The organism is Bacillus cereus group sp. BfR-BA-01360 (assembly GCF_022663595.1).
Taxonomy (GTDB): domain Bacteria; phylum Bacillota; class Bacilli; order Bacillales; family Bacillaceae_G; genus Bacillus_A; species Bacillus_A cytotoxicus.
Genome location: NZ_JAKUFV010000008.1, coordinates 63,600 through 78,261, shown reverse-complemented (window position 1 = coordinate 78,261; position 14,662 = coordinate 63,600). Strand labels below are relative to the sequence as shown.

The following is a 14,662-nucleotide window of genomic DNA, read 5'->3' as shown; positions in this document are numbered from 1 at the left end:
ATTATCCCTCAAAGAAGTAGCTCTCCGCTAATTCACGGACAGTCATTTGTTCTGTTTCATCACTTAGTTTTGCAATGATGCTTCGTTCGATTGCACGCATAACAGGGATATATACACTTAAATCACATGCATCAAGAATACCGCGAATACTTGCTGCTTCTTCACTTACACGACCGTCACGAGCAAGAGGCATAAGGTCACTTGCAAATGCAACAAACTTTTCAATAGTTGCCATATCTTTTAACTTTGAATCAGATAATAATAATTCTTTTAATGTTTCACCTTGAATATAAGGAACTTCAATGATAACGAAGCGGTTTTTTAAAGCTTCATTTAATTCGCTTGTTCCAACATACCCTTCATTAATAGCTGCGATTACACGATATTCTTCATCTCCATGTACAACTTGCTGTGTAAATGGGTTTGTAATCATTTTACGATAATCTAATGCACCATGAAGAAGGGGAAGTGTTTCAGGTTTCGCCATGTTAATTTCATCAATGTATAGGAAATGACCATTCTTCATTGCTTTCATAAGGGGACCATCAATAAAGGTAACTTCAGAAGCACCATCTTTTGTCTGTAGTGTGTTGTATCCTAAAATCCCTTCTACATCTAGGTCAACAGAGCAGTTAATGCTATGCATTGGCTTTTGAAATAAGGAAGAAAGCGTCTCTGCTAGTACAGTTTTTCCACTACCAGTTGGTCCTTTTAATAGAATATTTTTTCCAAGTAAAAGAGCTGTAATAGCATCTTCAAGAATGCTATTATCAGCCGCTTTATACACTTTTGTTCCAATTAAATGTTTATTTTCACCAGCTGCTTGCTTATTTTTTTCATGAATTGCCGCTAGTAGCTGCTTTAAATCAGCATGTATATGCAATTGTTCTAACATGTGTTTCCCACCTAACATTATTTTCATAAAATAAAACAATATATCTTATGATAACGTGTTTTTTTATGGTATGCAAAGGAAAGAGAAGGGAGGAAGCGGGCATTATAAAACAAAGAAGCAATCGAATTTGAATAGATTATTTTTTTAGTAGTAAATATACATAATAGCTGAACGAAGTGACTTTTCCTATTTATACCTTTCATTTATTCTTTCTTACATATAAAATCGATAAGCAAAAGAGGCTCTTAATCGTTTTTTAATCAGTGGGAATGAAGACAACGGTGATTCAAGTTTCGTCGGTGCATTTAATGGTTATTTTTGGGAGCGTGTTATTTCATTCTTGTTATGTTAGGAATGGGAGGATTCGATCTCGCCTTATGTAGAACACTATAAAAGTCATTAAGAGAAAAGAAGCGGTGAGTAAACCAAAAAAATGGTTATTTCCCGCTTCTTTTTGTTAGCTTGCTTTGTTATTTCGTTGTTCAGAAATAAGGGGCGGTGAATTCTTCATTAAAATTGGATAAAGAATAAGGCCTAATACAAATAACCCAATTCCTAAGAAAAATGTTGTTAAGTCTGCTGTTCCTGTTTTAATAACCCAAGTGGAATAAAAGAATGCTAGTAAGGTGATGATTCCATCTTTTATACGAGAACCAGTTTGTATCTCATATGTTTCGCCCGTTATAACGAGTTTTAGTTGATATAGTGTAGAAACAAGATATGGGATTAAATAGGCTAAAGTGGCAACGACAATGGCGAAATGATAAGCTTCTGAAACCGTACCAGAAATCGTAGAAAATAAGAAAATTTGTGTCATAATATTTGTAATGAGAAGCGCTTTTGAGGGACTTCCTTTTTGATTTGTTCTTCCAAAGAATTTTGGGAAAAGTCCATTCTTTGCTGCTTGATAAGGTACCTCAGAACTAACAACAATCCAACCAACAGTAGAGCCGAATAGAGATATGAGTGCAAGCAGTGCCATAATGTAAGCGCCTTGATTACCAATGGCTAAGTTTAGAGCATCTACTAACGGCTTTTGCGACTCTTTCAAAACTTCTTGCGGGAGAGCTCCCATTGTTAGCAATGTAATCGCCATATAAATAAGAAGAGCAATGATTAATCCTAAAATAGTAGCTCTTTTTACGTCACGCTGTGATTTGGCTCGGTTCGATAGCATAACAGCTGACTCGATTCCAATAAAGGCCCAAAGTGTAGCGATAGCAGCAGAATTGACTTGTCCACCTAATGGAATTGATGTTCCAGATTCACTCATAAAAGTTTGTCCATCACCCAAATTAGAGACGTTAAAAATAAATAATGTAATCACAATAAACATCGTAAATCCAATAATCTTAGCAATGGTTGCTACAAGATTCATATTGCCTGCTCGATCAATATTTTGAGATAGAATATATTGAATACCCCACAGCATAATGCTACATACCGCGAATGTTAATCCTTTTCCAAGCTCCAATGAAGAGCCGCTTATGGAAAAGAGAATTTGCTTGCTTTGTAAAATCGGGAAAAACGTAGATAAATATCCTGCAAACGAAATAATGACGGAAGCAGTCGCTGCCCAATTTGCCGCCCAATATCCCCATGCCATGCTATAACCAGCCACTTTCCCGATTTTTAGTGAAGGGAACATGGCTTGTGCATAACTTTGTGGGCCCGCCTTTAATTCTGGTTTACGTACGGAAAGATTTCCAAATACAAGTGCAATCGTAAATACACCAAGTCCTGTAATACTCCAAGCGAGTGTAGAACCTAAGGGACCTGATACTTGTGCTAAATTTGCCGGTAGCATAAATACGCCTCCTCCGACCATATTCCCAACTACGAATGCTGTTAAAATCCATAAACCCCATTTTCTCGTTTCCATATTTATGATCTCCTTTGTAGTAGTTTTGCTTATTCATCATCTTTTACTAGCTTTTTATAAACAAAAAAGAGCCATGTAGATAAAAAATACCTACATGGCTCTTTAGCAAAGTGTAGGTACAACGGGAATAACCCTTGTACCTACGCGTCATTTTTTCCGCTAGGTTTCAAGGGTTTACGTATGATGATGATGTTTTTGTGCAAATGTAACTACAGATTTATAAGTAAACATAGTTCTTTGCTCCCTTTCTCCTCTGATTTTGAAGCTAGTATACTACATGTTTTTTAGAATGAAAAGAAAAATATGAAAAATTTATCTCGCTATTTTAGGGTAGCCCGATTGGTGAGGGTTCATTAAAGTTTCACTTTGTGGGAGTATTTCTTACATTTATGCCGAATTCAATATAGTACATATAAAGGAGGGATTGTACATATGGAAATAACTGTAGAACAGGTCTTTAATGATACTATTTTAGAAGAAGCGGCAAGTTTATTTCATGTGAAAGTAGAAAAAAAACCACTTGGAGATTTCGAAAATTATATTTTTCATGCCGAGGATGAAAAGAAAGGATCCTATGTGTTGAGATTGACTCATTCTTCTCATCGGTCTGAGGTGCAAGTCCAAGCTGAATTAGAGTTTTTGCAATATTTAAAAGAACATGGAGCGCATATTGCCGGACCACATAATTCAAAAACTAGAAAACTAGTAGAAGGAATACAAGCAACAGATGGAACAACCTTTTATGCGTCCCTTTTTTCATATGCACAAGGGGAAAGAATAAAAGATGATGCCTCTATACATTGGGGAGATGATTTGTTTCAAGCATGGGGAAAAGCAATTGGACAAATTCATCGCCTTACAATGGATTACCCTGAAACAAGACATCGTACGACATGGGAGGTAGATGAAAGAGCGATTATAGAAGATTTAGAGGATGAACCGTTGAAACAGATTGCGAATACATTAATTAATCATATAAAAAAACTGCCGATAGAAAAGAAAAGTTTTGGACTTATACACGGCGATATTCATCAAGGGAATTTTCATTATGATGGAACAAAATTAACAATTTTTGATTTTGATGATGCTACGTATAATTATTTTATACATGATATAGCGATGGTTCTCTATTATTCAGCGATGGTAATAAATGGGGCAATGGAAGAAAAAACAGCATTTGCTCGCCATCAATTAAAAGTATTACGATCAGGGTATGAGCTAGAACATCAATTAGAGGAAAGATGGTATGAATCTTTATCACTATTTTTAAGACTTCGTGATATCGGTTTATATGGTACAATTCAAAAGAAATTTAAAGGAAAAGAAATGCCGGAGTATTTTCATACATTATCTGATTCATTATATAAGAGAATTATGAAAGAACAGCCAATTGTGAATATATAATACAAATTTGAAGAGACAAAGTATATGAAAAAGCGATATACTTTGTTTTTTTTATACAAAAATATGCTTGCTTTATTAAAATAATATTGTCATGATTTGAGGATGAGTTTATAATTTTTATATATTCTGAATATTCTTTATAAAAAGGAGGGGGAATTGTGGAAGCATTCGTAGGATGGTTAAATCATATTGTTTGGAGTTCTGCGCTTGTTTATTTATGTTTGGGTGCAGGTTTATATTTTTCTATTCGAACGAGATTTTTACAACTCAGGCATTTTGGAGAAATGTTGAAACTTACATTTCAGGGGGAAAAGTCAGAAGCAGGTGTTTCTTCGTTTCAAGCATTAGCACTGTCTTTATCAGGGCGCGTGGGGACGGGAAATATTGCTGGGGTCGCAACAGCGATTGCATTTGGGGGTCCAGGAGCCATATTTTGGATGTGGGCAGTGGCCTTTTTAGGTGCGGGATCTTCTTATATAGAATCGACACTTGCACAAATATATAAAACGAAACATAAGGGACAATTTCGTGGCGGGCCCGCTTATTATATTGAGAAGGGGCTAGGACTGAAATGGTATGCGTTATTGTTTGTTATAGCAACTATTCTTGCAACGGGGCTGCTTCTTCCTGGTGTGCAAGCAAATAGTATTGCGTTAAGTTTAGAAACAGCGTTTGGTGTGAATACATCTGTATCTGGAGTAATATTAGTCGGAATAGTCGCTCTTATTATCTTTGGTGGAGTAAAGCGTATTGTAAATGTAGCGCAAGTTGTAGTGCCTTTTATGGCAGTTGGTTATATTCTCGTAGCTTGTGCGATTATTGTAATGAATATTGAAAAGTTACCAGAAGCATTTATGTTAATTATAAAAAGTGCATTTGCTTTAGAATCTGCATTTGGTGGAATTATCGGTTTAGCTATTTCTTGGGGGGTAAAACGTGGAATTTATTCTAATGAAGCAGGGCAAGGAACTGGGCCACATGCTGCGGCTGCTGCGGAAGTTTCACATCCAGCTAAGCAAGGGTTAGTGCAAGCATTTGCTGTTTATATTGATACATTATTTGTTTGTTCTGCAACTGCATTTATGATGATCATTACAGGCATGTATAACGTATTTGATGCGAGTGGCAAAAATTTTATTGTCAATAAATTAAATGGTGCACAGCCGGGACCTGGTTATACGCAGGCTGCGGTTGAATCTGTCTTCCCTGGATTTGGAAACGGTTTCGTTGCTATTTCCTTACTATTCTTCGCATTTACAACAGTAATGGCATATTATTATATCGCTGAAACGAATATTGCCTACTTAAATCGTAAGAAAGATCGCCCTTGGATGTTGATGTTACTAAAATTTATTTTCTTAGGAGTTGTATTTTATGGTTGTGTCAAAACGGCAGAGACAGCTTGGGCTTTAGGGGATATTGGTGTAGGGATTATGGCGTGGGTTAACATTATTGCGATTTTATGTTTGCAAAAGCCAGCCATTCTAGCATTAAAAGATTATGAGAAGCAGAAGAAAGAAGGGAAAGACCCCGTATTTCATCCGCGAGAACTTGGAATTAAAAATGCAGATTTCTGGGAGCATGAATACGGAAAAGATAAGAAAGAAGAAGTATCATAAAAGAATAGCAATGAGACAGCAAAGGGAAATCCCTTTGCTTTTTTTGATTGTTGAAGATCAAATGCAGGAAATCTTGATTTTTGTTGAATTACTACAATCATTTCGTTACTAGAATTGCATTCTTATTCCGAGTTGTAGCACTTTTTTATGGGGCAAAGTTATTTTTTAGGATCCTTTTGAATATAAAAAGAATGTACATGCTTTGTTAGGGGAAGGGGGAGTATGTTGATTGAGTTTCGTAATGTAAATAAATATTATGGTAACTTTCAAGTCTTAAAAAATATTAATATTCAAATTCAAAAAGGAGAAGTAGTTGTTATTGTAGGACCTTCGGGATCAGGAAAAAGTACACTACTCAGGTGTATCAATCAGTTAGAGGCAATTACGGATGGGGAATTAATTGTCCAAAATACAGAAGTGCACAATGCCAAGACAGATATGAATAAATTGCGCCGAAATATTGGAATGGTTTTTCAGCATTTTTATTTATATCCACATAAAACGGTGCTTCAAAATATTACATTAGCACCAATGAAGGTAAATAAAATTTCTAAAGAAGAAGCTGAAAAAACAGCCATGTTTTATTTAGAAAAAGTGGGGATACCTGAAAAAGCAGGGGTATATCCGCATGAATTATCCGGTGGACAACAACAAAGAGTTGCAATCGCTAGAGGGCTAGCTATGCAACCAGAAATTATGCTGTTTGATGAGCCAACGTCTGCGCTTGACCCGGAAATGATTGGGGAAGTGCTGGATGTTATGAAAGCGCTAGCGAAAGAAGGGATGACAATGGTTGTTGTCACACACGAGATGGGATTTGCACGTGAGGTAGCAGATCGAATTTTATTTATGGATGAGGGACAGATTATTGAGGATACAATACCAGCAGCGTTTTTTGTGAACCCAGAGCAGGAGAGAGCGAGACTGTTTTTAAGAAGAGTATTCAATCATTAGAGGAGGAGCATGATGAAAAGGATGAAAAAATGGTTTACTCTTATTGTTTTTGTGTGCTTATTTACTTTGATTGTTGCAGGATGTGGAAATAAACAAGAAGAGGCGAAAGAAACAAGTACAAGTGGCGGAGTGGTCGAACAAATTAAGAAACGCGGAAAGTTAGTAGTTGGTGTAAAGAATGATACTAATTTATTTGGATTAAAGAACCCTTCAACAGGGCAAGTAGAAGGGTTTGATGTTGATATGGCAAAAGCACTTGCAAAAAGGATTCTTGGTGATGAGAAGAAACTAGAACTAAAAGAAGTAACTTCGAAAACGCGTATTCCAATGCTGAAAAATGGAGATATTGATGCGATTATTGCGACAATGACAATTACAGAAGAACGGAAAAAAGAAGTGGATTTTTCAGATGTATATTTTAAAGCAGGTCAATCATTGCTTGTGAAAAAAGGAAGCGATATTAAAAGTATTGATGATGTGAAAAAAGGGGTAAAAGTATTAGCGGTAAAAGGATCCACATCAACACAAAATGTTCGTCAAAAAGCACCGGAGGCAACCGTATTAGAATTCGAAAATTATAGTGAAGCATTTACAGCATTAAAGGCGGGACAGGGAGATGTCTTAACGACTGATAATGCAATTTTATATGGAATGGCCAAACAAGATGCGAATTATGAAGTAGTGGGTAAGATCTTTACGAATGAGCCATACGGCATTGCCGTTCAAAAAGGAGCAACGGATTTAACGAAAGAGATCAATGATTTGTTAAAAGAAATAAAAGAAAATGGAGAATATGACAAGTTATACGAGAAATGGATTGGGGAAAAGCCAGAAAAATAGTAGATTGCGAGGAGAGGGATGAGGTTGGCTCATCCTCTTCTTATAAAGAAAGAGGGTGGAAGTTTGCCTGACTTTTCAATTTTGACAAATAACATAGATTTGTATTTGGAGGGATTTAAATATACGTTATTGTCCAGTGTAATTGCCTTGATTGGTAGTTTTCTTCTCGGTGTTATTATAGCCGTTATGCGAATTACGCCAATTCGAGCGTTAAATTGGATTGGTACAGCGTATGTAGAATTTGTTCGAAATATCCCCATCGTTTTAATTGCATTCGCCTTTTATTTTGCCTTTCCAGTCGTCGGTGTTACATTAAGTGGGTTTGTTGCAGGAACAGCAGCGCTTACTATATATACAGCGTCTTTTATTGCAGAAGCGATTCGAGCCGGAATTTTATCTGTTGCAAAAGGACAGATGGAAGCAGCACGTTCTTCTGGTTTAACATACGTACAAGCGATGTATTATGTTGTGTTACCACAAGCTATTAAAATCGTCATTCCGCCGCTAGGCAACCAATTTCTTAATTTAGTAAAAAACTCTTCGATTCTTGGAATTATTGCCGGAGCAGATTTAATGTATCAAGGAGATTTAATTTCAACGAGAACATTTGTCACATTTGATGTGTATATATTTGTTGGGATGTTTTACTTACTTTTAACTGTACCACTTAGCATGCTTGTGCGTTACTTGGAAAAACGCTTGGCGAAAGGAGCGGTATAGATGGATTTTCAAGGAGCTTATACTGGAGATCATATTGTTTTCCTATTAAAAGGATTACTTGTCACATTAGAAATCGCCATTATTTCTATTTTCCTTAGTTTTCTTATCGGTAGTATAGTGGGAACAGTACGATATACGAAAATACCGATTCTATCGCAAATATTCGCCGTCATTGTTGAAATGATTCGTAACTTACCATTGCTTTTAATTATTTTCTTTACTTATTTTGCACTTCCAGAAGCTGGGTTGAAATTAGAGATTAAAACAGCAGCGATTGTTGCTTTAACAATTTTTGAGGCAGCGATGATTTCAGAGATTGTTCGCAGCGGCTTATTATCGATTGAGAAAGGGCAAATAGAAGCAGGGCGAGCTTCAGGATTGTCATATATACAAACAATTTGGTACATTATTTTACCACAAGCGTTGAGACGTATGGTACCACCGCTAGTGAGCCAATTTATATCTTTATTAAAGGATACATCATTAGCAGTTGTCATTTCATTACCGGAGCTTATGCATAATGCCCAAATTATTAATGGACAAAATGTGAATTACATGATTCCTACATTTGTATTAGTAGCTTGTATATATTTTGTTGTAAATTATCAATTGTCAATTTTATCAAGAAAATTAGAACATCATTAACTCTTACGGACATGTAAGAGTTTTTTTACTAATAAAACCATCTTCTCTTGTGAATACAAAATGAGTTGTGTTCATAATAAAAAATGTATAGTTTTATCAGAAAAGTTTTAATTTTATATAGAAATTGTAAACGCTTTCGTGTATATTTTTATTATCAGAAAATTTTCAAAACAGAGGGTTTTTATAGGGGAGGATTACGATGCAGCAAACAACGAACGAGAAATTACATCGAACGATGAAGAGTAGACATTTATTTATGATTGCGCTTGGGGGTGTCATCGGAACAGGTTTTTTTCTTGGATCAGGGTATACGATTAACCAGGCAGGACCAGGGGGAGCTATTCTTTCTTATTTAGTTGGTGGATTTATTATGTATTTAACGATGCTTTGTCTCGGTGAACTAACTGTCGCGATGCCAGTTTCTGGATCTTTTCAAAAATATGCGACGAAATTTATTGGGCCGGGAACAGGCTTTATGATTGGATGGTTATATTGGCTAGGATGGGCTGTTACAGTTGGATTAGAGCTAACATCAATAGGCTTGATGATGAAAAGATGGTTTCCATCTGTAGATGTTTGGGTATGGTGTTTGATCTTTGGACTTATTTTATACATTTCGAATGCAATTTCAGCGAAAAGCTATGCTGAATTAGAGTTTTGGTTCTCTAGTATAAAAGTAATTACAATTGTTGTATTTGTCGTTTTAGGAGGCTGTGCATTGCTTGGCTTTTTACCGTATGATGGAAAAGCGGCAGCACCTCTTTTTTCTAACTTTGTAAATGACGGTGGATTGTTTCCAAATGGGGTTGCTGCTGTACTTCTTACAATGATTACAGTTAATTTTTCTTTTCAAGGAACAGAACTTATCGGGATAGCAGCTGGAGAAAGTGAACAGCCAGAGAAAACAATTCCTCGTGCCATTCGTAACACAGTATGGCGCATCATGTTATTCTTTATTTTAACAATGACGATTTTAGTAGGATTAATTTCATGGAAAGAAGCAGGGGTTATTGAAAGCCCGTTCGTTGTTGTATTTGATAAAATTGGGATTCCTTATGCAGCCGATATTATGAACTTTGTCATTATTACAGCGCTATTATCTGTAGCAAATTCTGGATTATACGCAGCGACGCGTATACTATGGTCTCTTGCAAATGAAGGAATGGCACCGACTTCTTTCAAAAAAGTAAATAAACGTGGTATTCCAATTACAGCGTTAATTGTTACGATTGCTGTAGCTGGTTTATCTTTACTGACAAGCTTCTTTGCAGAAGATACAGTATACATGTATCTATTGTCTGTAGCAGGATTATCTGCTGTTGCTAGCTGGGTTATTATTGCGCTATCACAACTTCGTTTTAGAAGTCAGTATGTAAAGGATGGAGGCAAGTTAGAAGACTTGAAATATAAGACTCCGCTATATCCAATTGTTCCAATTCTAGCTCTCGTTACAAATAGTATCGTTATCATTAGTTTAGCGTTTATTCCAGAACAACGGATGGCTTTATATTGCGGTATTCCATTTATCATTTGTTGCTATGTGTATTATTATATAAATAAGAAGCGGCAAAAAGTGATGAAAGTGGAGATGGATAAAGCGTATGAGACTAACAATTAAGCATGATCATATTCAAGCTGAGTATTCGTATGGACAGTTGTCAATTGGAAAAGAAAATGGGTATTCCCCGTTAGAACTATTCATTTCTTCCATTGCAGGATGTAGTGCAATTGTTTTTCGAACGATCTTAGAAAAGAAGCGTATTCAGTATGACACATTTACAATTGAAACGACAGTTGAGCACAGTGATGCTTTATCAAGACCTGTTGAGAGTGTACATCTGCACTATAAAGTAAGGGCAGAGGGAATTACGCTCATGCAACTCGAAAAGGCGTTAGCAATTGCAGTGAAAAATTGTACAATTGCACAATCTGTTAAAGATAGCATTCAGATTACTGAAACAGTGGAGTTAATAGAAAAAAAGTAAGAGAGTACAATTACATCATTGTACTCTCTTTTTCTCGTGGCAAAGTAATAGTAAAACATGTTCCTTTATTTAATTTACTGCTAACAGTAATATGACCGTCATGTAGTTCTACAATTTCTTTCACAATCGCCAGACCCAATCCGGTTCCTCCCGTTGCACGTGATCGTGCTTTATCAACGCGATAAAAACGTTCAAAGATATGCGGAATATCTTCCGGCGGAATTCCTTCTCCTGTATCTTGAATCGAAATCTTAATATGTGACACATATGCTGTGACGGTGATTGTAATCACTGAATACTCTGCTGAATGCCTATAAGCATTATTTAAAATATTCATAATAACTTGTTCAAACCGTCTTTCGTCTAAAGTGATAAAAAGTGATGGAGGACATGTTAAGGAGACGGTAAGATGTTTTTGGACATATATTCCATTCACTTTTGTGACAATCCGATTTAGAAACTTTTCTAAATCGATCCTTTTCGCTTCAATTAAAAAATTATGTTTCTCCATCTGGGCAAGTATAAATAAATCTTGTACTAAATTCGTAATGTAATCCGCTTCCTCTTTTATAATGGACAAATATTTCTCTCGTTCTGTAGGCTGTGTAGTACGTTTTTGTGCAATCTCTGCATAGCCCTTTACATACGTAAGCGGGGTTCTTAATTCATGTGCTACGCTTGCTAGAAATTCACTGCGTTCCTTTTTCATATAATGTAAATCATTTGCCAGTGTTTGAATTGCGCTAGCAAGTTCACCGATTTCATCATTTCGAGATGTACGTAAAGAAATAGATAAATCACCACGACTCATTTTTTCAGTTGCATGTTTCATACGAATCAGAGGCTTTGTTAATAAGCGTGATAGTAGAAAAATTGTAATCACTGTTAATAGAAAAGTAATGAGACCTGCAATCATAAATTGTTTTGTTAGCCCATTGACCATTTGTTTAATTGAGTTTGTGCCGAGAAACATATATACGTACCCTTGTACTTTCTTTCCTATTACAATAGGGCTAACAGTACATATGTAATTAGAAGTTTTCCAGTGGCTTTCAATAATCGTTCCGTTATGACTTGGTCTTATTTTCATTTTTGTAATATACATCTTTATAGTGGAATCTATATAATTGGACTTTGCTAACACTTTTTTATCCGTATTTGTAATAACGGCAGTTGTCTCTGCTTCTGACTCCATTAATGCAACATGAGAAATTGTTTGTGAATCAAAATATTTTTCTAATACATCACGATGGCTATTGCCACGCTTTAATAATGCATTCATTTCTTCATTTACTCTCGTGTTAACAAGGCTGTAATACAAAAGAATAAATAGAACGCTTTCGATTAAAAGTGTGACGATTAAAAAATAAAATCCTAGTTGAACAGAGATTCGTTTCATCTGACTACTCCTTATTATTCAGTATCAATCCAGTGATAGCCGACTCCATATACCGTTTTTAAATGTATGTCAATAGGGAAGCGAGCTTTTCGTAACTTGTCACGTAAATTACGAATATGAGAATCAATTGTACGATCTTCTGTATTTGCATTTAACCCCCAAATACGCTCAATAAGTTGATCGCGGCTAAGTACATAATTTATGTGGCGCAAAAATAACCCAAGCAGAGAAAATTCAATAGGGGTGAGTAACACTTCTTGTTCATAAATAGAAACGAAGTGCTTTACTTCATCCCATAAAATCCCTTTATATTGGATTTGTTCATGCTCATTTGTACGTCGTAGGACCGCTTCAATTCGCGCTAACAGTTCTTCTTCGTGAAACGGCTTTGTTATATAATCATCCGCACCTATCTTTAATCCATGCACAACATCTATTTTTTGATCACGAGCTGTTACCATGATGATAGGAATACGGCTGAATGAACGGATGTTTTTACATGTTTCCCAACCGTCCATGTTTGGCATCATAATATCAAGAAGCACGAATTTGAAATTTTGTTTTTCGATATAAGAAATCGCTTCTTGTCCTGAAGTTGCACAAACGCAGTTATACCCCTTAGGTGTAAGATAAAGAGTTAATAATTCTAACATTTTGGGTTCATCATCTACAAGTAATATATCAATCATAGAGTTTCCTCCATATTTGTTATTCATTTCTTAAAGTGTAATGCAAAATCGTGAAGAAATGGTGCAGATTATTATGTATCTGCATAATTTTTTTAGATTTGATTGCTATTGTATAAGGTGAAGTTCTACTTTAGGTAAGAATATTAGCTCGAGAATAATAGATACGGAGGGGAAGCGAGTGAAAAAAATAACCTGCGTTTTAGGCATTACCATTATGACAGCGGTGAATCTTACAGCGTGTGGACAAGCAAATACAGAACATAATGAGAAGAAAAATGAGCAGAAACAAGAAATGAGCATGACTCATAAGTCGGCGGCACCGAAAGAAATGAACGCGCACGCCTCTAGTAATTTACACACGTTGAGTTTAAAAAATAGTACAAGGCTCAATACAAATGATCCCGTGCAAATGGCCGTATTAACATCACAAATGATTTGGCCAGCGACTCATAGAGAAAATCAGCCGGGAGCGGTTATTTTAGTACCAATAAATGAATGGAAACTTGGGATAGCGAGTGCAGATCTCATTCATCATCCAAACAATGGCCCGATTTTATTCGTGGATAAAAATGGAATTCCAGAAGCGACATTAAACGAAATAAAACGATTGCAACCGCTTGGGACAAAAGATGGAACACAAATTATGGTGATGGGGGATGTAGGAACTTCTGCTTTAGAACAATTAAAAGAATATAAAGTAAAACAAATAAAAGAAACAGATCCAGCTAAATTTGCTAGAGAAGTTGATAAAGAGTATGCCGATATAGCAGGTAGGTATCCAGACAATGTTATTATTGGTTCATTTGAAGAGGAAGGGCGTCTTTATACAACACCTGCGATAAATTGGATTGCACATATGCCGGAACCACTTTTGTATGTAGGGAAAGATAAAGTACCAGAGGCAACAATAGAAGCATTAAAAATGAGAAAAGATAAGGCGAATATATATGTGTTAGGACCAGAAGCCATTATTTCAAAAGAAGTAGAAAAACAGTTAGCGAAGTATGGGAAAGTAACGCGTATTAGCGGAGACACCCCTACAGAAAATGCAATCGCCTTTGCTACATTTAAAGATCGGAAAACAAAGTTTGGATGGGGGCTCACAAAACCGGGCCATGGTATTTCATTTCTATCAACAAAAACACCAGATTTAGCAATTGCTGGTGCATCGTTTTCGCATATGGGAAAGCATGCTCCAGTTCTTTTGCTAGAGGAAGGAAAGGTTACCCAGCCAGTGTATGATTTATTGGCAACTATCCAGCCCAAGTTTAAAGATGATCCAACATTAGGTCCATACAACCACGCTTTCTTATTAGGAAGCACTACCGATATTTCATTTGAAACGCAAGGTATATTAGATGAAAAACTTGAGATTGTGCAAGAGAATGGAAAGGGACATGGGGAACACTAAATAGAAAAAGTGCTGCTATAAAGTAGCACTTTTTCTATTTATAAAGAGGAATGTAGTTATTGAGGCAAGCTCATAAAGGTATAGATATAGTTTTCTGGTTTTTGTGGAAGTGGTTTTACATCGGCTATAATTGCTATTTTTATTACCTGTTTGAAATGTAAGACAGCATCTTTCCATTAAAAGGTGAGAATTTTTGTATAGCATAAAATTCCCTAATTG

The 14,662-nt window shown here is 36.0% G+C and carries 12 protein-coding genes and 1 pseudogene; 9 read left to right on the top strand and 4 right to left on the bottom strand.

Going from position 1 to position 14,662, the window contains the following annotated elements; genetic code table 11:
• Position 1 precedes the first annotated feature (1 nt).
• The gene (locus MR056_RS09895) at positions 2-895 is read right to left on the bottom strand and encodes an ATP-binding protein (protein WP_011983642.1); all 894 of its coding nucleotides are present in this window, start codon (positions 893-895) and stop codon (positions 2-4) included.
• A gap of 457 nt (positions 896-1,352) precedes the next feature.
• Positions 1,353-2,777, bottom strand: a complete 1,425-nt coding sequence (locus tag MR056_RS09890; RefSeq protein WP_087097694.1) for an amino acid permease — start codon at positions 2,775-2,777, stop codon at positions 1,353-1,355.
• Between the two features lie 432 nt (positions 2,778-3,209).
• On the opposite strand from MR056_RS09890, the gene MR056_RS09885 reads away from it, so the two are divergent.
• The 8 genes and pseudogenes from MR056_RS09885 to MR056_RS09850 all read left to right on the top strand — a co-directional run bounded on the left by MR056_RS09885 (position 3,210) and on the right by MR056_RS09850 (position 10,944).
• On the top strand, positions 3,210-4,181 hold the full coding sequence (locus MR056_RS09885; protein WP_087097696.1) for a phosphotransferase enzyme family protein: 972 nt from the start codon (positions 3,210-3,212) through the stop codon (positions 4,179-4,181).
• A 158-nt stretch (positions 4,182-4,339) separates the two neighbouring features.
• Complete coding sequence (locus tag MR056_RS09880) at positions 4,340-5,800, top strand: alanine/glycine:cation symporter family protein (protein WP_011983644.1); 1,461 nt, start codon at positions 4,340-4,342, stop codon at positions 5,798-5,800.
• Positions 5,745-6,754 (top strand): annotated as a pseudogene (locus tag MR056_RS09875) (amino acid ABC transporter ATP-binding protein). Before MR056_RS09880 ends, MR056_RS09875 begins: the two are co-directional and overlap by 56 nt.
• A gap of 12 nt (positions 6,755-6,766) precedes the next feature.
• On the top strand, positions 6,767-7,594 hold the full coding sequence (locus MR056_RS09870) for a glutamate ABC transporter substrate-binding protein (protein ID WP_011983646.1): 828 nt from the start codon (positions 6,767-6,769) through the stop codon (positions 7,592-7,594).
• A 63-nt stretch (positions 7,595-7,657) separates the two neighbouring features.
• On the top strand, positions 7,658-8,314 hold the full coding sequence (locus MR056_RS09865; RefSeq protein ID WP_041810221.1) for an amino acid ABC transporter permease: 657 nt from the start codon (positions 7,658-7,660) through the stop codon (positions 8,312-8,314).
• Positions 8,315-8,959, top strand: a complete 645-nt coding sequence (locus MR056_RS09860; protein ID WP_087097698.1) for an amino acid ABC transporter permease — start codon at positions 8,315-8,317, stop codon at positions 8,957-8,959. It begins immediately after the preceding gene.
• A gap of 199 nt (positions 8,960-9,158) precedes the next feature.
• On the top strand, positions 9,159-10,577 hold the full coding sequence (locus MR056_RS09855) for an amino acid permease (protein ID WP_087094463.1): 1,419 nt from the start codon (positions 9,159-9,161) through the stop codon (positions 10,575-10,577).
• On the top strand, positions 10,561-10,944 hold the full coding sequence (locus MR056_RS09850; RefSeq protein ID WP_048723248.1) for an OsmC family protein: 384 nt from the start codon (positions 10,561-10,563) through the stop codon (positions 10,942-10,944). The genes MR056_RS09855 and MR056_RS09850 overlap by 17 nt, the downstream gene beginning before the upstream one ends.
• A gap of 10 nt (positions 10,945-10,954) precedes the next feature.
• Here the strand turns inward: MR056_RS09850 and MR056_RS09845 are convergent, their stop codons facing one another.
• Both MR056_RS09845 and MR056_RS09840 read right to left on the bottom strand, forming a co-directional pair.
• On the bottom strand, positions 10,955-12,343 hold the full coding sequence (locus MR056_RS09845) for a sensor histidine kinase (RefSeq protein WP_087097700.1): 1,389 nt from the start codon (positions 12,341-12,343) through the stop codon (positions 10,955-10,957).
• Between the two features lie 14 nt (positions 12,344-12,357).
• Positions 12,358-13,032, bottom strand: a complete 675-nt coding sequence (locus MR056_RS09840) for a response regulator transcription factor (protein ID WP_087097702.1) — start codon at positions 13,030-13,032, stop codon at positions 12,358-12,360.
• A 178-nt stretch (positions 13,033-13,210) separates the two neighbouring features.
• Between MR056_RS09840 and MR056_RS09835 the strand changes: the two genes are divergently transcribed.
• Positions 13,211-14,443 carry a cell wall-binding repeat-containing protein gene (locus MR056_RS09835; protein WP_087097704.1) on the top strand — a complete coding sequence of 411 codons (1,233 nt, stop codon included), beginning with the start codon at positions 13,211-13,213 and terminating at the stop codon, positions 14,441-14,443.
• Positions 14,444-14,662: the final 219 nt, after the last annotated feature.

Excerpts from the sequence above, each read along its gene's own strand:
- MR056_RS09850 (WP_048723248.1), top strand. The coding sequence starts at position 10,561 with ATGAGACTAACAATTAAGCATGATCATATTCAAGCTGAGTATTCGTAT.
- MR056_RS09890 (WP_087097694.1), bottom strand. The coding sequence starts at position 2,777 with ATGGAAACGAGAAAATGGGGTTTATGGATTTTAACAGCATTCGTAGTT.
- MR056_RS09860 (WP_087097698.1), top strand. The coding sequence starts at position 8,315 with ATGGATTTTCAAGGAGCTTATACTGGAGATCATATTGTTTTCCTATTA.
- MR056_RS09885 (WP_087097696.1), top strand. The coding sequence starts at position 3,210 with ATGGAAATAACTGTAGAACAGGTCTTTAATGATACTATTTTAGAAGAA.
- MR056_RS09840 (WP_087097702.1), bottom strand. The coding sequence starts at position 13,032 with ATGATTGATATATTACTTGTAGATGATGAACCCAAAATGTTAGAATTA.
- MR056_RS09845 (WP_087097700.1), bottom strand. The coding sequence starts at position 12,343 with ATGAAACGAATCTCTGTTCAACTAGGATTTTATTTTTTAATCGTCACA.
- MR056_RS09855 (WP_087094463.1), top strand. The coding sequence starts at position 9,159 with ATGCAGCAAACAACGAACGAGAAATTACATCGAACGATGAAGAGTAGA.
- MR056_RS09895 (WP_011983642.1), bottom strand. The coding sequence starts at position 895 with ATGTTAGAACAATTGCATATACATGCTGATTTAAAGCAGCTACTAGCG.
- MR056_RS09870 (WP_011983646.1), top strand. The coding sequence starts at position 6,767 with ATGAAAAGGATGAAAAAATGGTTTACTCTTATTGTTTTTGTGTGCTTA.